This is a genomic window from Pseudomonas sp. NFACC42-2, assembly GCF_900116055.1.
Lineage (GTDB): Bacteria > Pseudomonadota > Gammaproteobacteria > Pseudomonadales > Pseudomonadaceae > Aquipseudomonas > Aquipseudomonas marginalis.
This window is the reverse complement of sequence record NZ_FOZO01000007.1, coordinates 1-18,418: the sequence shown is the minus strand read 5'-3', so window position 1 is coordinate 18,418 and position 18,418 is coordinate 1. Positions and strand designations below refer to the sequence as shown.

Sequence of the window (18,418 nt, the reverse complement as noted above, 5' to 3'; positions counted from 1 at the left end):
GGGGTTTACTCGGGTGTGAACAGGCGGTCGGCGATCATCGCGCCGATCGGCATGGCTGATGTGGCGGCCGGCGAGGGCGCGTTGCAGACGTGGAGCATTCGCGGGGTCTGGGCGAACAGGAAGTCGTGCACCAGGCTGCCGTCGCGCATCACCGCCTGGGCGCGGATGCCGGCTTCGTAGGGCAGCAGGTCGTCGAGGTTCAGCGACGGGCAATACTTGCGGCATTGCTCCAGGTAACCGGACTTGAACAGCGAATTCTTCATCTCGGTGGTGCCCGAACCGAGGTTTTGCCAAAGGGTTTTCCAGAACCCGGGGAAGCTGGCGTACTGCGCCACGTCGCGCCAGTTGACCGAGAACTTGCGGTAGTTCTCGCGACCCAGGCCCAGCACGGCATTCGGGCCGACGGTCACGCTGCCGTCGATCATGCGGGTGAGGTGCACGCCGAGGAACGGCAGCTGCGGGTCTGGAATCGGGTAGATCAGGTGGTTGACGATGTTGTTCTTGGCGGCCGGCAGGCGGAAGTACTCGCCGCGAAACGGGATGATCTGGTGGTCGATCTTCACCCCGGCCAGCCGCGCCAGACGGTCCGACTGCAGCCCGGCGCAGACCACCAGGTGGCGCGCCTGCCATGTTTCGCCGTGGGTGTTGATGGTGACGTGATCGCTGTTTTCGCGGATGCCGGTGACGGTGCGCTCCAGGCAGATCTCGCCACCGCTGCGGCGGATCACTCGGGCCATGGTCTCGCACACCTGGCGATAATCGACGATGCCGGTGGCGTCCAGGAACAGCCCGCCCAGGCCGACGATGTTCGGTTCACGCTGGCGCAATTGGTCGGCATCCAGGCGTTCGACCTGCATGCCGTTGAGTTGGGCGCGGGCATACAGCGCTTCCATTCGCTGCATTTCCAGGGGGCTTGAGGCCACCAGCAGCTTGCCGCAGACCTCGAACTTGATGCCGTGCTCGGTGCAGAACTGTTTGGTGGCTTCGGCGCCGCGCTTGCACAGGTCGGCCTTGAGGCTGCCGGGTGCGTAGTAGATGCCCGCGTGGATCACACCGCTGTTGTGGCCGGTCTGGTGCCTGGCCAGCACCGGTTCTTTTTCGAGGATCACCAGGGATGCGCCGGGCTGGCGCTTGAGCAGTGCCATCGCGGTGGCGAGTCCGACGATGCCGCCGCCGATAATGCAAAAGTCGTGAATCATTGCGGGTACCTAAGGTTGCCCATTTTGGTCTGCTTATCAGGTTGTCAGACTAATGGTTTTGTTAAAAAAATGGCGTGTCCGAGACACGCTTCAAACGGGTGGAATCCCTCAGTGCTTGGCGGGCAACTCCAGGCTCAGGCGCCGCGCCGCGGCACGCAGGTGGGCCTCGGCGTTGGCGGCGGCGCGCTGGGCGTCACCGTCGGCAATGGCCTGGTAAAGCAGTTGGTGTTCCTGGGTGGCATCGGCAGAACCGGTCACAAAGCGTGACGCGGAGTTTTCCCAGGCGGTCTTGCGCGCGCTGGCCAGTTGGCTGCGCAGGAAGTCATGGAAGGCTACGAAGTAGTCATTCTTGCTCGCGTCAGCGATGGCCCGGTGGAACTCCACGTCGGCCAGGGCGGCGGCTTCGAAGTTGTCGCGGTTGTCCTGCATGTCCTGCAAGGCGCTTTTCATGCGCACCAGATCGGCGTCATCGCGGCGCTGGGCGGCTATCGCGGCGGCCTGGGTCTCGATCCACAGGCGCACTTCAAACATCTGCGCCAAGTCGGGGCGCCGTCCGTTCGGCAGGGGAAAGCGGAATACCGTGCCGGCAGGCGTCTGGGAAATGAACGAGCCCAAGCCCCGGCGCGCGGTGATGACACCGTCGGCCTTGAGCTGGGCAATGGCCTCGCGCACCACGGAGCGGCTGACGTTGAGCTGTTCGGCCAGTTGCTGTTCGGTGGGCAGGCGCGATTCAGGCGGTAGCTCGCCGGCGTCGATTTCTGCGCGGATCGCACTGACAACCCGCACGACAAGCGAATCGGGACGTTGGAGCTCAAGCATGGGACAACCTTGGTGATCAGGTTGTCAGACAATAGTCGTTACGATTTTAGCTTGTCAATGTTTGCGTGCTGCTGGTTGTCCACGCGGCCCCTCGCGATGGCCAGGGCGAGCAGGATCAAACCGACGGCGACGCCAAAGGTTGTGTGCAGGCCATCTGCGACTGATTGCGGGGTGGCATGGGTGACATCAGGGGTTGCCCAGGCGAACACCGTGCCCAGTGCCGATGCGCCGCCAATCAGCCCGAGGTTGCGTGACAGGTTCAGCCAACCCGAGAGTGTGCCTCGGTTGGTGCCCTGCGCGGCTTTCATCACGGCGGTGTTGTTGGCGGTCTGGAACAGGCTGTAGCCCGCCGTCAGGATCACCAGCGAACCCAGGTAGGCCAGCAGTCCTGAGGCCAGAGCCAGCAGCAGGGCGCCGCCGAGCAGGGTGCCCAGCCCCGCGAAGGTCATGTGTCGGCTGCCCAGGCGGTCGGTGAGGCGACCCGCCGGTATGCCGGCCAGCGCCGCGACACACGGCCCGACCGCCATGGTCAGGCCCATCCATTCAGGCGCGAGTCCCAGGCCTTGGGACAGATAGAACGGCCCGACCACAAAGGTGGCCATGATCACCGCGCTGACCAACGCGCTCATGGCCAGGCTACTGCGCAACGAAGCGTCCTCCAGGGCGCGCCAGAACCCGACCGGTGCAGGCAATCGCCCGTGGCGGCGATCAAGGGGCAAACAGCGCCAGGCAAGGACGAAGGCCACTAACCCCAGGGGCGCGCCCGCCAGAAACAGGGCCCGCCAACCCCACAGGCTCACTAACACCCCACCGACACTCGGCCCCAGTGCCGTGCCGACTGCCGACAGCGTGCCCAGCAGGCCCATTGCGCGGCCGGTACGCTCGGGGGGCACCGTATCACCGACCATTCCCAGGGCCATGGCCATCATCACGGCGGCACCGAGCCCTTGCAGCGCGCGTGCGGCAATCAGCCCATTCAATGTCGGCGCCGCACTGCACAGCCCGCATGCCAGCGCGAACAGCAGTAACCCGGCGAGCAACAGCCGACGCCGGCCCAGGCGGTCGCCCAGGCGGCCCGCACTCACGATCACCAGCGTGATCGACAACAGGTAGGCCAGTACCACCCACTGCACGGCGTGAAACGACGCATCGAATGCCTGTACCAGGCTGGGCAGGCCGACATTGGCGATGCTGGTGCCGAGGGCGGCGAGCAACATGGACAGCGACAGGCTGGCAAGGCCGCCACGTGAAGACGTATGCATGGAAGATTCCTTGGGTGGACGCAACTGTCACAAATCTACGACCTCGCCTAACATGGCGGAAGACGCAGGGTTTGCAGTTAATACCTGCGTCAAACGCCTGCTAAGGAGCGCCCATGCCCGACTTTAATCTGCTGATCACCCTGGATGTCTTACTGGCCGAAGGCAGTGTCGCCCGAGCGGCCAAGCGCTTGCAGTTGAGCCCCTCGGCCATGAGCCGGGCGCTGGCGCGCTTGCGTGAGACCACCGGCGATCCGCTGTTGGTCCGCGCCGGGCGCGGGCTGGTGCCGACGCCGCGGGCGCAGGCATTGCGTGAGCAGGTCAGCCGTCTGGTGCAGGACGCCCATGCGGTGCTGCGCCCGGCACACGCCCTGGACCTGGCCGAGGTGGAGCGCACCTTCACCTTGCGCACCAGTGAAGAGTTCGTCGAAAACTTCGGTCCCGCGTTGCTGGCGCGCATCGCACGGGAGGCGCCTGGTGTACGTCTGCGTTTCGTCAGCAAGACCGACAAGGACAGCACGTTGCTGCGCGAAGGCCGCGTCGACCTGGAGACCGGTGTGGTCGACCCCGACGCCAGCCCCGAAGTGCTGACCCAGGCGCTGTTTCGCGACCGTTTGATTGGCGTGGTGCGCAGCGGCCATCCCCTGAGCCAGGGCGACATCAGTGCCGAGCGGTTTGCCCAGGGGCAGCACGTCTACGTCTCGCGGCGCGGGCAGGAGCGCGGCCAGATCGACGATGGGCTTGAGGCCCTGGGCTTGACGCGGCAGATCAGCACCATCGTCGCCGGGTTCGCCACGGCCATCGCCCTGGCCCGCAACACCGACCTGATTGCCTGCGTGCCTGAACGCTACACTGCCCATCAACGCGAAGGCCTGTACAGCTTTGCGTTGCCGTTGGCGCTGGCACCGTTCACCGTGGCGATGCTCTGGCATCCGCGGCTGGATGCCGACCTGGCCCACCGCTGGTTGCGCGGGTGCGTGCGTGAGGTGTGCGGGCATTGAACGGCCAGCAACAGGTACAATCGCCGCTGCCTTGACGCGAAACCCCAGGAATCTGCATGTTCAGCCTTACCCGCTACACCACTCCGTGCCCCGAGCCCATCAATGCGCAGATCCTGCAGATGGTGGTGGACAACCTCACCGACATCAGCAGCGTCGCACTGCCGCCGAGCAACCTGCTCTACAACATCTACCAATATGCCATCGGCTTTGAGGTGCACCTGTACCTGGAGGCAGTGGGCGGGTCGAAGGGGATTGCCGTTGAGTTGATCGTGGCGATGCTCGAGGAGCAGGTGATTGGCTTTTGCCTGTATCTGCCGGTGAAAGATGATCCTGAAGCCTGTGGCATCGCCTTTATGGCGGTGCAGGCCGGTTTCCGGCGCCAGGGTGTGGCGCGCGGGATGATGGCGGACGTGCTGGCGCGCTATCCCCATGCGGAGTTGGCCTGTGCCGTGGAGAAGGTAGCGGCCTTCGAGGCCATGGGGTTTCAAGTGCGGGGTGCGCGGGGCACCCAGGTGTTGATGAATACCCGGGACTACGGCACCGATGGCTTGATGGGCGTGTTGGATGTGGCGGCGATCTACAGTTCGCTGGAGGTACGCCAGATCCATACCTACCTGCTGCAAAAACACGGCAAGCGGGCGATGGTGGATGCCGAGAAACAGCGGGACCGGCACCTCGATCAACTGGCGCGCAAGGTCCAGCTGTTTGTGGCAGGGCGTTAGCCTGGCCTGGTTGGCTTTTTTGTGGTGAACAGGCTTCTGTGGTGAGCTTGCCTCTGTGGTGAGCGGGCTTGCCCCGCGCTGGGCTGCGAAGCGGCCCCAGAAACAGCCCCGGAGCTGCCTGGCACACTGCAGCGCTCTTATTGGGGCCGCTACGCAGCCCAGCGCGGGGCAAGCCCGCTCACCACAACAAGCCTGCTCACTACAACAGGTCCGTTCACCACAGAAGCTTCTTCAGCCTTCAACGCCGTGGGCGGTTGACCATTGCCAGGATGGTCGCCAACAACTCATCTTGCGCCTCTTCACGGCTGATCTCGCCACTGGCCGCAGCGTAGGACAACGCTTCCGCCGCGCCCAGCATGGCCCGTAAACCTGGCTGTGAAACCTGGCCAAAGGGTCCCAGCGCGTCGCGGCATTTGTCGAGAAAAATCGCCTCGTACTTACGCTTGAGCGCTTCCAGCTCCGGCGAGCTGCTCAGTGCGGCAATCACCCCCGGAATTTCCCGGCCCTGCAATAACACGCAATCGACATAGCACGAGGCGATCACCCCGGCGCGTTCTTCCAAGGTCGCGCGGCTGGCGTCGAGGGCTTCGGCAAACACTTGGGTCTGACGCGCGTCGAAGTCTTCATACAGCGCGGCGAGCAGCCCGGCACGGGTGACGAAATGGTCGTAGACCACCGGTTTGGTGACGCCGGCCAGTTCCGCCAGGCGGCCCAGGGTCAGGGCTTCGGTGCCTTCCTCGCGCACCAGTTGCCAGGCCACCTCCAGTAATTGACGCAGGCGATCTTCACGGGACAGGCGACGACGTGGGGCAGGGGATTCAGGGCTTGACATGCTTATATACCAAAAGTAACTTGCTGACGTTAACTTACCAAAAGTAGCTTAAACCCAAAGGGAGTCAAAGTCATGCACGCACTCATCGTCGTTGCCCATCACGACCCACAATCCCTCACCCACGCCGTGGCCGCGCAGGTGGCTGCCGGCCTGACTGCTGCGGGCCACACCTTTGAAATCGCCGACCTCGCCGCCGAAGGCTTCGACCCGCGCTACACCGCCGCCGATCACCGGGTACACCGCACCCAGGCCACGCCCCCGGCCGACGTGCTGGCGGAACAGGCGCGCATCGAGCGCGCCGATGCCCTGGTGCTGGCGTTCCCGATCTACTGGTGGTCGCTGCCGGGCCTGCTCAAGGGTTGGGTCGACCGCGTGTTCGTCAACGGCTGGGCGATCGACTACGGCCCGGATACCCCGGTGGTGAAAAAACTGCGGCATTTGCAGGTGCACTTGCTGGCCCTCGGCGGTGCGGATGACAGCGCGTTTGACCGTCATGGCTATGCCAAGGCGATGCGCACCCAAATCGACTACGGCATCTTCGATTACTGCGGGGCGAAGGTGGTGACGTCCGAGCTGTTGCTGGATTCGGAAGGCGGCGCGGCCCCGGCGCATCTGAAGACGGCGAAGGCGGTCGGGCAGAGGCTGTTCGAGGCCGAGACGGTTGCCGGTTGATTCAACCGTCGCGAAACAGGTCGTGGGCGTCCAGCAGGCGGTAGGCAATTTCCGGGTTTCTCTCCAGGCCCCGGCGAATCGCCGCCGGGATCGCTTGCCGGGTCTTGCGGCACATACCTGGCAGCTCGTCGATGAAGATCTGGATGCCGCGCATGCTCTTGACCTCGGTGTGCCCCGGCGCGATATGCACGCGGATGCCCAATAACTCGTGCATCCGCTGTTGCATGCGCTCCAGGTCTTGCAGGCTTTGCAGGTTTTCCAGGCGCTCGACCAGGCGTTTTTCTTCCTGGCGCGTCAGGCTGAGGATACGCAGGTCGGCGCCGGGCGCCTCCAGCAGTTGTTCACGCTCGCAGACGCAGGCGCCGGGCGGGCAGGGTTGGCGAATGGTCATGATCCTTACCTCCCCATTCCTGCGCGGGCGAGTCAGTCGCTCAACGCGACCCCGAGGCTGCCCAGGGCCTTCCAGTACCCAGGATAGGTCTTGGCCACGCAGTCCGGGTCCTGAATGCGGATCCCCGCGATTTTCAACCCCGCCAGCGCAAAGCACATGGCGATGCGGTGGTCGGCATGGGTGTCGATCAGGGCGTCGCACGACGTGCCGGCCAGCGCCGGGTCGGCCGCGACCAGCAGGTCATCGCCTTCAATGCTGGCGAGGCCCGGACGGATCGCATTGAGGCCGTCATGCAGGGCCTGTACGCGATCGCATTCCTTGACCCGCAGGTTGGCCAGCTCCGTGAAGCGCACCGGGGTGTTGTTGAAGACAGCCAGGACCGCCAGGGTCGGGATCGCGTCCTGCATCTGCGAACCCACCACGGTGGCCTGCATATTCGGAAACTGCGCGATCACCGCCTGGGCCTTGGCGTCCGGTTGGGTGAAGGCGTGGGCGGCCACGCCGATGTCGATACGGCCGCCGGTCAACACTTCGGCAGCCCACAAGTAGGTGGCGGCGGAAGCGTCGGGTTCGATCAGGTAATCATGGGCGGTGTAGCCGCTGGGGGCCACGCGCCAGGTGGTGTCGTCGACCACCTCGACCTGGGCGCCAAAGGCCCGCATGCAGTCCAGGGTCAGGTCCACGTAGCCACGGGCACCGATGTCCTTGCCGGTCAGTGCCACTTCAATCGGCGCTTCGCCGCAGGCGGCCAGCATCAACAGGGCCGATACATACTGGCTGGACAGGCCGCCGTCGATCTCGAAGCGCTTGGCCTGGACCTTGCCCACGCCGTGCACCGTCACCGGCGGGCAACCGGTCGGGCTGTCGACCTGGATACCGTTCCGGCCGAGGGTGGCCAGCAGCGGGCCGATCGGACGTTTTTGCATATAGTCGTCGCCGTCCAGTACCACGGTGCCTTGCACGGTAGCCACGGCGGCCGTCAGGAAGCGCATCGCGGTGCCGGCATTGCCGAGGAACAACGGCTGCGCCGGCAATTGCAGCTTGCCGGTGCCGGTGACCACGAAGGTGGTGTCGTCCGGCTCGTCGATGGTCACGCCCATCTGGCGCAGGGCCACCGACATATGCCGGGTGTCATCGCTCTTCAAGGCGCCGCTCAGGCGGCTGGTGCCCTTGGCCAGCGCCGCCAGCAGCAAAGCGCGGTTGGTAATGGATTTGGAGCCGGGGGGCGCGACCTTGCCGTTCAGGGGGAAGTTGGGCGGTGTAACGGTCACGGTTTTCTGCGAACTCAAGGTGCAAGGCTCCTGGTCAAGGCAAGGTGGCTGGCGCGGCCAACGGGCGGACCCGAATAATCGGGCATAGATGCAGTGCTTGTCGAGCGGGGAATCAACCACCGTGGGTTGTTACAGGACAAGGCCTGTAGGCAGATGGCCCTTGCCTAGGTAGGCGTACGCCCGAACCAGGCGCAGGACAACTGCGTCCCCTTAATGAAATGCAGGAGGCGTGCAGTGTTGCCCGCATAGCCGCCTGCTGGACAAGCCTGGGTGATGGGGTAAGTTCAGAACGTTCCCCACCCGGGGCGTTTTCAATCATGGAGTGAATGAAATGAACAAACCTCAGACACAACTTCGGCACGGACGTGTCGTCACCCCCGCCAGCCGAGGCTCGGTTGCAGTAGAGCGCGGGTTGCTGGGCAATTGGCAAGTCAATGAAATGGAAGGTGGCAAGAACTTCCCCGCGCTCGCGGCCGGACCGTTTCCTGCGCCGTATGAAACCGACGATCAAAGCGTCACGCCGCCTGCCGATGGGCATATTCTCAGTGGCGGCAAGACCGACGAGCGCGACTGCATCAACTTCACCGACGAGGAAATGAGCAAGAAGCTCAACACACCGTTCACCTGGCCACTCCTGAATGTAGAGGCCGGCCAAGTGTTCAAGGTGCAATGGGAATACACCGCCGCCCACGTCACCCGTGGTTATCGCTGGTTCATCACCAAGGACGGCTGGGACGCCAGACAGCGCATCAGCCGTGCCCAGCTCGAAGCCTCGCCGTTCCACGAGGACTTCTACCCCCAGGTGCCGTACTACCAGCATGCCGACGAATTGAAGGCCAAGGTCGAGCATCAAGTGACACTGCCCAAGGGCAAGAAGGGGCGGCATGTGGTGGTGTTGCTGTGGATCGTCGCCAACACCGGTAACGCGTTCTATCAGGCGTTTGACCTGGACTTCAAATAAGCCCGGATCAACGCCGGCTCAGCCAGTAATCATGTAGCGCCCGTGCAGCGGGTTCGATTTCTCGGGCTCGCTGCTGATGGGCGTCTACATCCAGGTCAGCCGGCAACTCGAAGTTGTCCTGCTCGGCACACCAGGAGATTTTCTCCAGCTGTGCGGCCTGTTCGGCCGGCAGTTGCGGCCAGTTGCCGATCGCCGCACCACGGATATAGCCAAAGCACCATTCCTCGGCGAGGGTCACGTCCTGGCCCTGGTGTTCGGTTGCATCGAAGCGTGCCTTGAAACCCTGAGCGTCAGTCGCCAGTTGACCGGCCAGCAGGTTGATATGACGCACGCACAGGTCGAGGAACTGCCGGGCCTCTTCGGCGTTTTCCCACTCCGGGTTCTGCCCGCCCCAGATCGCCGGGAACCACTCTGCAATATCGACCTGTGTCGGGCTGGACACCAGCGCGGTGAAGTAGCCGTCTAGTTCGGCCAGGTTCAGTACCGAATGGTCGTCGCCGTATTTCAACAGGGTTTCTTCGATGAATTCGAAATCGGCGGGGGCGAGGGGGTGGGCGTGCATGGGCATATCCTTTAAACGTCGAACGCCGCTGATGGGGCGGCTCAAAGCGCGAAGGATGGCGTGTGCCGGGGCTTTTATCCAGCGTCTTTTCCATCGCCGTTGCCAGTCCCGCTTTTGGCCGACGCGCCGTCACGTACCCTTGTTATAGTTCAGGCCTTATCACTCGCCAGCCAGGGATCACTGCCATGTCCGAATACCAAGCTTTCGTCGTCGAACTCAGCGGCAACGTAGCCCATGTGCAGATCAACCGCCCGGAAAAGATCAACGCGATGAACGCGGCGTTCTGGACCGAGATCATCGACATTTTCCAATGGATCGAAGACACCGATGCCGTACGCGCCGTGGTGCTCAGCGGTGCCGGCAAGCATTTTTCCTCCGGAATCGACCTGATGATGCTGGCCTCGGTGGCCAATGACTTCGGCAAGGACGTGGGCCGCAATGCACGCTTGCTGCGGCGCAAGATCCTCGAGCTGCAAGCCTCGTTCAGCGCCGTCGACAACTGCCGCAAGCCGGTACTGGCGGCGATCCAGGGGTACTGCATCGGTGGCGCCATCGACCTGATCAGCGCCTGCGACATGCGCTACGCCGCTGAAGACGCGCAATTCTCGATCAAGGAAATCGACATCGGCATGGCCGCCGACGTCGGCACCCTGCAACGCCTGCCACGCATCATCGGCGACGGCATGCTGCGTGAGCTGGCCTACACCGGCCGCCAGTTCGGTGCCGAGGAAGCGCGCAGCATCGGCCTGGTCAATCGCGTGTATGCCGATCAGGAAAGCCTGTTGGCCGGGGTGTTCGAGATCGCCCATGAAATCGCCGCCAAGTCGCCGATTGCGGTCACCGGCACCAAAGCCATGATCAGCTACATGCGTGACCATACGGTCAATGACGGTCTGGAATACGTTGCCACCTGGAACTCGGCTATGTTGCAATCCAACGACCTGCGCGTGGCCATCGCGGCCCATATGAGCAAGCAGAAACCCGAATTCGTGGATTGACTGACATGACCCCAGGCTGGACTACCACAACGCTGCTGGACAACGACGCCCCCGGCGGCTGGGCCGTCGCCCGCAGCCGCGAGGGCTTTTTGCATGATGCCAACGGCCCGCTGTTCCCTCGGGAATGGCTCAAGCGCCAGGAGCTTTCGGTGTTTGCCGAACACGGCATCGGCCACCTCGACGGTGAGCCGGTGTACCTGCTGGAACTCGACTCGGCGGGCGAAGTGCCGGGTTGCAGCTGGCAGGGCCTGCGCGGCTTCATGCTGCAAGGTGATCACACCCTCTACAAAGTGCTGGGCTACGCCGCGCAGATCGGCACCTGGGCGCGGGAGCATCGGTTCTGCGGCAGTTGCGGCCAGGCCATGGTCCAGGTGCCACGGGAACGGGCGATGTATTGCCAGGCCTGCGACCTGCGTAGCTACCCACGGATTTCGCCGAGCATGATCGTGCTGGTGACCCGTGGCGACGAGATCCTGCTGGCGCGCTCGCCGCGTTTTGTCACCGGGGTCTACAGCACCTTGGCGGGCTTTGCCGAGCCGGGTGAGTCGGCCGAGGACTGCCTGATCCGCGAGGTGCGCGAAGAAGTGCAGGTGGAGGTCAGGAACATCCAGTACATGGGCAGCCAGTGCTGGCCGTTCCCCCATTCGATGATGCTGGGCTTCCATGCCGAGTACGCCGGTGGCGACATCGTGCCCCAGGCCGACGAGATCGAGGACGCGCAGTGGTTCAGCATCCACGACCTGCCGCCGTTGCCGGCGTCACGCTCGATTGCGCGCTACCTGATCGACCTCTACCTGGCCCGTCGCCTAGGCCACGCTGAACCAGTGCTGCCAGGCTAGGCGCACGGTCAGGCCGAGGACCACGGTGATGAACACCGGGCGAATGAATTTGGCGCCGCCGCTGATCGCGCTGCGCGCGCCAAAGAATGCGCCACCCATCACCGAAATCCCCATTGCCAGGCCGACAATCCAATCCACCGAGCCGTTGATGATAAACACCGACAGCGCCGCCGCGTTGCTGACGAAATTCATGCTGCGCGCCACGCCGCTGGCCTTCACCAGGTCGATGGGGTGCAACAGCAGGGTGCTCACGGTCCAGAACGCACCAGTACCGGGGCCGGCCACGCCGTCGTAGAAGCCCAGGCCAAAACCCTGGGCGCCTTGCCATTTCTTCTTGATCGGCGCGTCGGCGTCCAGCGGCGCCTTGGGCGTACCACCAAACAGCAAATACACGCCGCAAGCGAATACGATCACCGGGAGCATCTTGTTGAGGGTTTCGGCGGGCAGGTAGTGGGCAACCACCGCACCGGCCAGCGCACCGATCAACGTGCCGACGATCGCATGTACCCACTGGCGCGGGTGGAACAGCTTGCGACGGTAGAAGGTGAAGCTGGCGGTGGCCGAACCGAAGGTGGAGCTGAGCTTGTTGGTGCCCAGTACCAGGTGGGGCGGCATCCCGGCGGTGAGCAGCGCCGGGGTGGTAAGCAGGCCGCCGCCGCCGGCGATGGCGTCGATAAAGCCGGCGATAAAGGCCACGACGGCGAGAATGGCGAGGGTGGTGAGGTCTACGCTGAGTTCGAAAGGCATGGGAGGGCTTATGGTTGGCAGGGCGCTATGCGAAAGGTCGCCATCTTACCCGCCTGATGTACACAGAACCAAATGTGGGAGGGGGCTTGCCCCCGATTGCGGTGTGTCAGTCAGCTTGGATGTCACTGACGCACCGCCATCGGGGGCAAGCCCCCTCCCACATTTTTTACCGTGTCCGCTTGGCTATTTGTGAGTTCCCAACCACTCCAGCGCCGTGCGCCACACGCAGATCCCGAGGAAATACGCGGACATCACCGACCACAACCCAAACGTCCACGGGTTGGTGTTGGGATAATCCACCACCATCAAGAAGCTGCACAGCAACCAGATGGTGGTCACTGCGATATTGATCGGCATGAAGCGCTTGACCCGGAACGGGTGCAGGAACTTCATCGGCGTCACGGTCAGCAGGGCCAGGCCGATCACGGTCAGCAAGGTGACCCAGGCATCCGGCTGGATGATGTATACGCACAAGGCCACCACGTTCCAGGCGGCGGGGAAGCCGACGAAGTAGTTGTCCTTGCTCTTCATGTTCACGTTGCAGAAGCAGAACAGCGATGACACCAGGATCACCGACACGGTGAACAGGTGGGTAAAGTCCGGCAGGTCGATATAGCGGTAGATAAAGAGGGCCGGAATAAACACATAGGTGAGGTAATCGATCACCAGGTCCAGTACCGAGCCGTCAAAGCTGGGCAATACCGTGCTGACATTCACCCGTCGCGCCAGGGAACCATCCACGCCGTCTACCACCAGGGCCAGGCCCAGCCAGAGCAGGCAGGCCTTGGGTGAGTTTTCCAGCAGCGCCAGGGTGGCCAGGAAGGCCAATACCACACCGGTGGCGGTAAAGCCGTGGGCGCCCCAGGCTTTGATTCTGGCTACATGCAGGGTCGATATCACGGGCGGTTCTCCAAAAGGTGAAACGGGGCAGCCGACAACGTGACGCTGTCGAGTCTGGCCGGGGAATGCAGGTATCGACCGGGAAGGGGGTCATAAGGTTCACCGCCCGGCGCATCACATAGCGTAGCAAGCGTAGGACGTTTCGGCATCAGCCTTGGCGAAACACCAGTGCCTTCAGTCCGCTTTGCGCGTCGATATCCGGAAATTCCGGCGGGTTTTCCAGCCGTTCAATAAAGCGCAGGCCCGGTGCTTCGCGGGTGACGCCGTCGATCAGGAAGTCTTCGCCGAAGGCCGGGTCGTTCATGCACGCCAGGACAGTGCCCCGGGCCGTGAGCAAATCCGGCAGGCGACGCAGTACGCGCTGGTAGTCCTTGGTCAGCAGGAAGCTGCCTTTCTGGAAGGACGGCGGGTCGATGATCACCAGGTCGTAGGGGCCGCTGTGGGTGACCTTGGCCCAGGATTTGAACAGGTCGTGGCCCAGGAAGCTGACCTTGCTCAGGTCATGACCGTTCAGGCGGTGGTTATCGCGACCACGGCTCAGGGCGCCACGGGCCATGTCCAGGTTCACTACGTGGCTGGCGCCGCCCTCGATGGCCGCGACCGAGAAGCCGCAGGTGTAGGCAAACAGGTTGAGCACCCGCTGGCCCTTGGCCTGTTCGCGCAGCCAGTTGCGGCCGTAGCGCATGTCGAGGAACAGCCCGCTGTTCTGCTTTTTGCCCAGGTCGATCAGGTAACGCAGGCCGCCTTCGGTGATGGTCAGCTCGTCGATGGCTGCGCCCACCAGCCATTCGGTGGTGCTTTGCGGCAGGTAGCGGTGTTGCAGCGCCACGCTGTGGGCGCCGGATTGGGCCCAGTCGAAGTCGATCAACAGCTGTTTCAACCCCTCCAGGTGGGGCGCTTCGGGCTCTTTGAACAGCGCGACCAGCACCACGCCTTGCAGCCAGTCCACGGTCAATTGCTCCAGGCCCGGCCAGCAACGGCCACGGCCATGGAACAGGCGCCGCGTTTCAGCCGGCGGGTTGGCCAGCGCGGTGAGCAGGTGGGCGTGCAGGGTAGCGAGTGCGTCTGGGTTCATCGTTGAGCGTCGGTCATTGAGCGGGCGGCATTTTAAACACACTGGTGAGGTTTCGGGTTGATTGAGCACAACGTGCTGGAAAAACGCCTCTGGGTAGTGATTCATGCTCAAAATTCTGCAATCTGCGCCTGATAACAGGCAAAAAATCCTCAGGCACCGACATAAACTGGAAAAAAAAGCCCGGAGGTGCCCATGAACGGTTTCGCGAGTGCAGTGAATCACACAGCCCTGGATCAACCAGAGCTCGACGAATGGCGTGACGCGCTGGCGTCGCTGGTAGCCAATGCCGGCCCTGAGCGCGCACGCCAGATCCTCGACCTGCTGGCCCGTGACGCCAGCGCCCCGCACATCGACTGGAAACCCCGGCACGGCACGCCCTACATCAATAGCATCAGCGTCGAGCAGCAACCGGCGTTTCCCGGCGACCTGGCCACCGAAGAACGCCTGGCCTCACTGGTACGCTGGAACGCCCTGGCCATGGTGGTGCGGGCCAACCAGGCCTATGGCGAACTCGGTGGCCATATCGCCAGTTACGCCAGTGCGGCGGATTTGTTCGAGGTGGGTTTCAATCACTTTTTCCGCGCCCGCAATCACGACTTTGGCGGCGACCTGGTGTTCTACCAGCCCCATTCGGCCCCCGGCATTTATGCGCGCGCCTTCCTTGAAGGGCGCTTGAGCGCGGACGACCTGGCCCACTATCGCCAGGAACTCGGCGGCGCCAAGGCCGGAGCGCGTGGGCTGTGCAGCTACCCGCACCCATGGTTGATGCCGGACTTCTGGCAGTTCCCCACCGGTTCCATGGGCATTGGCCCCATCAGTTCGATCTTCCAGGCGCGCTTCATGCGCTATCTGCAGCATCGCGGCCTGCAGGACACCGCCGAGCGTCACGTGTGGGGTGTCTTCGGCGACGGCGAAATGGACGAGCCGGAAAGCATGTCGGCCCTGACCCTGGCCGCGCGCGAAGGCCTCGACAACCTGACCTGGGTGGTTAACTGCAACCTGCAACGCCTCGACGGCCCGGTGCGTGGCAACGGGCGGATCATCGACGAGCTGGAGGCGTTGTTCGCGGGGGCAGGGTGGAATGTGATCAAGCTGGTCTGGGGGTCGGACTGGGACGCCTTGCTTGCCAAGGATGCCGACGGTTCCCTGGTCAACACGTTGTCGAGCACCGTGGACGGTCAATTCCAGACCTTCGCCGCCAAGGACGGGGCCTACAACCGCGAACACTTCTTCGGCCAGAACGCGGCGCTGGCCAGCCTGGTCGAGGGCATGAGCGATGAGCAGATCGACCGCCTCAAGCGTGGCGGCCACGACATGGTCAAGATCCATGCCGCCTATCACGCGGCTCGCCGGGTCAAGGGCAAGCCCACGGTGATCCTGGCCCAGACCAAAAAAGGTTTCGGCATGGGCGAGGCCGGGCAGGGCAAGATGACCACTCACCAGCAGAAGAAGCTCGATCGCGAGGCGCTGCTCGCGTTCCGCAACCGTTTCCAGTTGCCGCTGAGCGATGAACAGGCCGAGTCGCTGAGCTTCTTCAAACCCACGGATGACAGCCTCGAGTTGCGCTACCTGCATCAGCGGCGCACGGCCCTGGGCGGTTATGTGCCCAGCCGTAGCCAGGCCGCGGCACCGGTGAACGTCCCGCCCGTGAGCGGTTACGCCGGTTTCGCCACGGCGGCCGACGGCAAGGAAATGTCCACCACCATGGCCTTCGTGCGCATGCTGACCAACCTGCTCAAGGACAAGGCGCTCGGGCCGCGCATCGTGCCCATCGTGGCGGATGAGGCGCGCACCTTCGGCATGGCCAACCTGTTCAAGCAGATCGGCATCTATTCCAGTGTCGGCCAGCGTTATGAGCCGGAAGACATCGGTTCGATCCTCAGCTACCGCGAAGCCACCGACGGGCAGATTCTTGAAGAAGGCATCAGCGAGGCCAGTGCCATCAGTTCCTGGGTGGCGGCGGCCACCAGTTACTCGGTGCATGGCCTGCGCATGCTGCCGTTCTACATCTATTACTCGATGTTCGGCTTCCAGCGCGTCGGCGACCTGATCTGGGCCGCCGCCGACCAGCGCGCCCGTGGCTTCCTGCTCGGTGCCACGGCCGGGCGCACCACACTCGGCGGTGAGGGCTTGCAGCACCAGGACGGCAGCAGCCATCTCACCGCCGCCACCGTGCCCAACTGCCGCGCCTACGATCCGGCGTTTGCCGGTGAATTTGCGGTGATCCTCGACCACGGCATGCGCCAGATGCTGGAACAGGATGTGGACGAGTTCTACTACGTGACCCTGATGAACGAAAACTACCCGCAGCCAAGCCTGCCCGCAGGCGTGGAGGCGGCGGTCATCAAGGGCCTGTATCGCCTGGAAGGCGCCGCCGACGCCCGGGTACGCCTGCTCGGTTCGGGCACCTTGCTGCGTGAAGCCCAGGCCGCCGCGCGGTTACTGGCTGAGGATTGGCACGTGGCGAGCGAGGTGTACAGCGTCACCAGTTTCAGCGAACTGGCACGGGAGGCGCGGGAAGTGGAACGCTGGAACCGCCTGCATCCGCAGGCCGGCAAGCGCGTCAGTCATCTGAATGACTGCTTGCCGGCAGGTGTGCCAGTGGTTGCCGTGTCCGACTACGTACGCGCAGTGCCGCAGATGATCGCGTCCTATCTGGACTCCAGCTACACCGTGCTCGGCACCGATGGGTTTGGTCGCAGTGATACACGGGCGGCGCTGCGGGATTTCTTTGAGGTGGATCGGCATCACATCGTGCTGGCGGCGCTTACCGCGTTGGTGGAGCAGGGCAGCCTTGAGCGGCAGGTGTGCCAGCAGGCGATTGAGCGATATGGCTTGCAGGCGGATCGCGCAGCTTCCTGGACCTGCTGATTCCCTCGGCAGCTGCTGCGACGGTCACATGCTGCTGGCGATGAGGGGCTGACCGAACACTTCGCGTATAAACCCCGGGGCGATATACCGCTCGTAATGCGCCTCGGACAGCAGGAAAAACTCCCGGTCAATGGCATCGCGCAAATCCGCCAGGCTGCGTTCGCGAAACTCCGGCAACAACGCCAAGCCATAGGCGTCCAGCCTGGAAATCACCCGCGCGCCCCGGGCAATCAGCTGGTACGCCCAGCAATACGGCGACTGGTGCGGCATAAAGCGAATCTTGCGATCTTCCAGTTGCTGGCGCAGGCGCTGCGGGTCGAACACTTCCAGCTTGCTGGCCATCACCTGCGCCAGCAATTGCTCAAGGCGCAGCCATACCGCCTGCTTTTCCTCGGCGTTGTAGCCATTCCACTGGATCACTTCATGGTGATAACGCTTGCAGCCCCGGCAGACCAGGTCGCCGTAAACGGTGGAGCACAGGCCGACGCAGGGGGTCTTGATGGTTTGATTGGGCATAAAAAACATCGACAAGTGAAACAACACGGCCCCAGAAAGGGGCCGTTTTTTAATCAATCCCAGCTCAGCGCACCGCCGGTCTGATACTCGATCACACGGGTTTCGAAGAAGTTTTTCTCTTTCTTCAAATCCATGATTTCACTCATCCACGGGAACGGGTTAGTCGTCCCTGGATACTCTTCCTTCAACCCAATCTGCGACAGGCGACGGTTAGCGATGAACTTCAGATAGTCTTCCATCATCGCAGCGTTCATACCGAGCACACCGCGCGGCATGGTGTCGCGCGCATATTCAATCTCCAGCTGAGTCCCCTGCAGGATCATCTGGGTCGCTTCTTCCTTCATCTCGGCATCCCACAGGTGTGGGTTTTCGATCTTGATCTGGTTGATCACGTCGATACCGAAGTTCAGGTGCATCGACTCATCGCGCAGGATGTACTGGAACTGTTCGGCCACGCCGGTCATTTTGTTGCGGCGGCCCATGGACAGGATCTGGGTGAAGCCGCAGTAGAAGAAGATGCCTTCCAGTACGCAGTAGTAGGCGACCAGGTTGCGCAGCAGTTCCTTGTCGGTGTCGACGGTGCCGGTTTCGAACTTCGGATCGGAGATCGAGCGGGTGTATTTCAGGCCCCAGGCTGCCTTTTTGGCGACCGATGGAATCTCGTGGTACATGTTGAAGATCTCGCCTTCATCCATGGCCAACGATTCGATGCAGTACTGGTAGGCGTGGGTGTGGATCGCTTCTTCGAAGGCCTGGCGCAGGATGTACTGGCGGCATTCCGGG

19 protein-coding genes are annotated in these 18,418 nt (G+C 63.2%); 7 read left to right on the top strand and 12 right to left on the bottom strand.

Features of this window, described 5'->3' with window-relative positions; translation table 11 throughout:
* Window positions 1-5: 5 nt before the first annotated feature.
* The 3 genes from lhgO to BM416_RS15190 form a co-directional block, all read right to left on the bottom strand.
* Complete coding sequence (lhgO, locus tag BM416_RS15200; protein WP_092488586.1) at window positions 6-1,199, bottom strand: L-2-hydroxyglutarate oxidase; 1,194 nt, start codon at window positions 1,197-1,199, stop codon at window positions 6-8.
* 108 nt (window positions 1,200-1,307) lie between these two features.
* The gene (locus BM416_RS15195) at window positions 1,308-2,018 is read right to left on the bottom strand and encodes a FadR/GntR family transcriptional regulator (RefSeq protein ID WP_092488585.1); all 711 of its coding nucleotides are present in this window, start codon (window positions 2,016-2,018) and stop codon (window positions 1,308-1,310) included.
* Between the two features lie 38 nt (window positions 2,019-2,056).
* Window positions 2,057-3,280, bottom strand: a complete 1,224-nt coding sequence (locus tag BM416_RS15190; RefSeq protein ID WP_092488584.1) for an MFS transporter — start codon at window positions 3,278-3,280, stop codon at window positions 2,057-2,059.
* A gap of 113 nt (window positions 3,281-3,393) precedes the next feature.
* Here BM416_RS15190 and BM416_RS15185 point away from each other — a divergent pair, with 113 nt between their 5' ends.
* Together BM416_RS15185 and BM416_RS15180 are read left to right on the top strand one after the other, a co-directional pair.
* Entirely contained in the window at window positions 3,394-4,278 is an 885-nt protein-coding gene (locus BM416_RS15185) for a LysR family transcriptional regulator (protein ID WP_092488583.1), read from the top strand.
* 56 nt (window positions 4,279-4,334) lie between these two features.
* On the top strand, window positions 4,335-5,000 hold the full coding sequence (locus tag BM416_RS15180) for a GNAT family N-acetyltransferase (protein ID WP_092488582.1): 666 nt from the start codon (window positions 4,335-4,337) through the stop codon (window positions 4,998-5,000).
* Window positions 5,001-5,238: 238 nt separating this feature from the next.
* Here BM416_RS15180 and BM416_RS15175 read toward each other — a convergent pair whose 3' ends face one another.
* Window positions 5,239-5,832 (bottom strand): TetR/AcrR family transcriptional regulator, encoded by a 594-nt coding sequence (locus tag BM416_RS15175; protein WP_092488581.1) that lies wholly within the window; start codon window positions 5,830-5,832, stop codon window positions 5,239-5,241.
* Between the two features lie 72 nt (window positions 5,833-5,904).
* On the opposite strand from BM416_RS15175, the gene BM416_RS15170 reads away from it, so the two are divergent.
* Window positions 5,905-6,504, top strand: coding sequence for an NAD(P)H-dependent oxidoreductase (locus BM416_RS15170; protein WP_065941292.1), 600 nt, complete (start codon window positions 5,905-5,907; stop codon window positions 6,502-6,504).
* A gap of 1 nt (window position 6,505) precedes the next feature.
* Here BM416_RS15170 and BM416_RS15165 read toward each other — a convergent pair whose 3' ends face one another.
* Together BM416_RS15165 and aroA are read right to left on the bottom strand one after the other, a co-directional pair.
* Window positions 6,506-6,895, bottom strand: coding sequence for a hypothetical protein (locus BM416_RS15165; protein WP_092488580.1), 390 nt, complete (start codon window positions 6,893-6,895; stop codon window positions 6,506-6,508).
* A gap of 32 nt (window positions 6,896-6,927) precedes the next feature.
* The gene (aroA, locus tag BM416_RS15160; RefSeq protein WP_092488579.1) at window positions 6,928-8,184 is read right to left on the bottom strand and encodes a 3-phosphoshikimate 1-carboxyvinyltransferase; all 1,257 of its coding nucleotides are present in this window, start codon (window positions 8,182-8,184) and stop codon (window positions 6,928-6,930) included.
* A gap of 313 nt (window positions 8,185-8,497) precedes the next feature.
* Here aroA and BM416_RS15155 point away from each other — a divergent pair, with 313 nt between their 5' ends.
* Window positions 8,498-9,127 carry a lytic polysaccharide monooxygenase auxiliary activity family 9 protein gene (locus BM416_RS15155; protein ID WP_065941295.1) on the top strand — a complete coding sequence of 210 codons (630 nt, stop codon included), beginning with the start codon at window positions 8,498-8,500 and terminating at the stop codon, window positions 9,125-9,127.
* Window positions 9,128-9,134: 7 nt separating this feature from the next.
* Here the strand turns inward: BM416_RS15155 and BM416_RS15150 are convergent, their stop codons facing one another.
* The gene (locus tag BM416_RS15150; RefSeq protein ID WP_092488578.1) at window positions 9,135-9,689 is read right to left on the bottom strand and encodes a UPF0149 family protein; all 555 of its coding nucleotides are present in this window, start codon (window positions 9,687-9,689) and stop codon (window positions 9,135-9,137) included.
* 185 nt (window positions 9,690-9,874) lie between these two features.
* Between BM416_RS15150 and BM416_RS15145 the strand changes: the two genes are divergently transcribed.
* Both BM416_RS15145 and nudC read left to right on the top strand, forming a co-directional pair.
* On the top strand, window positions 9,875-10,687 hold the full coding sequence (locus BM416_RS15145) for a crotonase/enoyl-CoA hydratase family protein (protein WP_092488577.1): 813 nt from the start codon (window positions 9,875-9,877) through the stop codon (window positions 10,685-10,687).
* 5 nt (window positions 10,688-10,692) lie between these two features.
* Entirely contained in the window at window positions 10,693-11,526 is an 834-nt protein-coding gene (nudC, locus tag BM416_RS15140) for an NAD(+) diphosphatase (protein WP_092488576.1), read from the top strand.
* Here the strand turns inward: nudC and BM416_RS15135 are convergent.
* The 3 genes from BM416_RS15135 to BM416_RS15125 all read right to left on the bottom strand — a co-directional run bounded on the left by BM416_RS15135 (window position 11,494) and on the right by BM416_RS15125 (window position 14,248).
* A complete protein-coding gene (locus BM416_RS15135; RefSeq protein ID WP_092488575.1) occupies window positions 11,494-12,273 on the bottom strand; it encodes a TSUP family transporter in 780 nt (259 codons plus the stop codon). The genes nudC and BM416_RS15135 overlap by 33 nt on opposite strands.
* 183 nt (window positions 12,274-12,456) lie before the next feature.
* The gene (pcsA, locus tag BM416_RS15130) at window positions 12,457-13,173 is read right to left on the bottom strand and encodes a phosphatidylcholine synthase (RefSeq protein ID WP_092488574.1); all 717 of its coding nucleotides are present in this window, start codon (window positions 13,171-13,173) and stop codon (window positions 12,457-12,459) included.
* A gap of 148 nt (window positions 13,174-13,321) precedes the next feature.
* Window positions 13,322-14,248 carry a class I SAM-dependent methyltransferase gene (locus BM416_RS15125; protein ID WP_092488573.1) on the bottom strand — a complete coding sequence of 309 codons (927 nt, stop codon included), beginning with the start codon at window positions 14,246-14,248 and terminating at the stop codon, window positions 13,322-13,324.
* A 192-nt stretch (window positions 14,249-14,440) separates the two neighbouring features.
* Here BM416_RS15125 and mdeB point away from each other — a divergent pair, with 192 nt between their 5' ends.
* Entirely contained in the window at window positions 14,441-17,119 is a 2,679-nt protein-coding gene (gene mdeB / locus BM416_RS15120; RefSeq protein ID WP_092488572.1) for an alpha-ketoglutarate dehydrogenase, read from the top strand.
* A gap of 24 nt (window positions 17,120-17,143) precedes the next feature.
* On the opposite strand, the gene BM416_RS15115 is transcribed toward mdeB, so the two are convergent.
* Window positions 17,144-17,635 (bottom strand): DUF1289 domain-containing protein, encoded by a 492-nt coding sequence (locus BM416_RS15115; protein ID WP_092488718.1) that lies wholly within the window; start codon window positions 17,633-17,635, stop codon window positions 17,144-17,146.
* Window positions 17,636-17,688: 53 nt separating this feature from the next.
* A partial coding sequence (locus BM416_RS15110; protein ID WP_139237749.1) for a ribonucleotide-diphosphate reductase subunit beta occupies window positions 17,689-18,418 on the bottom strand: 730 nt, incomplete at its 5' end.

What these genes read in the sequence shown, in the direction of transcription:
- lhgO (WP_092488586.1), bottom strand. Translation starts at nt 1,199, where the DNA reads ATGATTCACGACTTTTGCATTATCGGCGGCGGCATCGTCGGACTCGCC.
- BM416_RS15190 (WP_092488584.1), bottom strand. Translation starts at nt 3,280, where the DNA reads ATGCATACGTCTTCACGTGGCGGCCTTGCCAGCCTGTCGCTGTCCATG.
- BM416_RS15165 (WP_092488580.1), bottom strand. Translation starts at nt 6,895, where the DNA reads ATGACCATTCGCCAACCCTGCCCGCCCGGCGCCTGCGTCTGCGAGCGT.
- BM416_RS15115 (WP_092488718.1), bottom strand. Translation starts at nt 17,635, where the DNA reads ATGCCCAATCAAACCATCAAGACCCCCTGCGTCGGCCTGTGCTCCACC.
- BM416_RS15195 (WP_092488585.1), bottom strand. Translation starts at nt 2,018, where the DNA reads ATGCTTGAGCTCCAACGTCCCGATTCGCTTGTCGTGCGGGTTGTCAGT.
- BM416_RS15180 (WP_092488582.1), top strand. Translation starts at nt 4,335, where the DNA reads ATGTTCAGCCTTACCCGCTACACCACTCCGTGCCCCGAGCCCATCAAT.
- BM416_RS15145 (WP_092488577.1), top strand. Translation starts at nt 9,875, where the DNA reads ATGTCCGAATACCAAGCTTTCGTCGTCGAACTCAGCGGCAACGTAGCC.
- BM416_RS15150 (WP_092488578.1), bottom strand. Translation starts at nt 9,689, where the DNA reads ATGCACGCCCACCCCCTCGCCCCCGCCGATTTCGAATTCATCGAAGAA.
- BM416_RS15185 (WP_092488583.1), top strand. Translation starts at nt 3,394, where the DNA reads ATGCCCGACTTTAATCTGCTGATCACCCTGGATGTCTTACTGGCCGAA.
- BM416_RS15170 (WP_065941292.1), top strand. Translation starts at nt 5,905, where the DNA reads ATGCACGCACTCATCGTCGTTGCCCATCACGACCCACAATCCCTCACC.
- BM416_RS15155 (WP_065941295.1), top strand. Translation starts at nt 8,498, where the DNA reads ATGAACAAACCTCAGACACAACTTCGGCACGGACGTGTCGTCACCCCC.
- BM416_RS15125 (WP_092488573.1), bottom strand. Translation starts at nt 14,248, where the DNA reads ATGAACCCAGACGCACTCGCTACCCTGCACGCCCACCTGCTCACCGCG.
- BM416_RS15135 (WP_092488575.1), bottom strand. Translation starts at nt 12,273, where the DNA reads ATGCCTTTCGAACTCAGCGTAGACCTCACCACCCTCGCCATTCTCGCC.
- BM416_RS15175 (WP_092488581.1), bottom strand. Translation starts at nt 5,832, where the DNA reads ATGTCAAGCCCTGAATCCCCTGCCCCACGTCGTCGCCTGTCCCGTGAA.
- nudC (WP_092488576.1), top strand. Translation starts at nt 10,693, where the DNA reads ATGACCCCAGGCTGGACTACCACAACGCTGCTGGACAACGACGCCCCC.
- mdeB (WP_092488572.1), top strand. Translation starts at nt 14,441, where the DNA reads ATGAACGGTTTCGCGAGTGCAGTGAATCACACAGCCCTGGATCAACCA.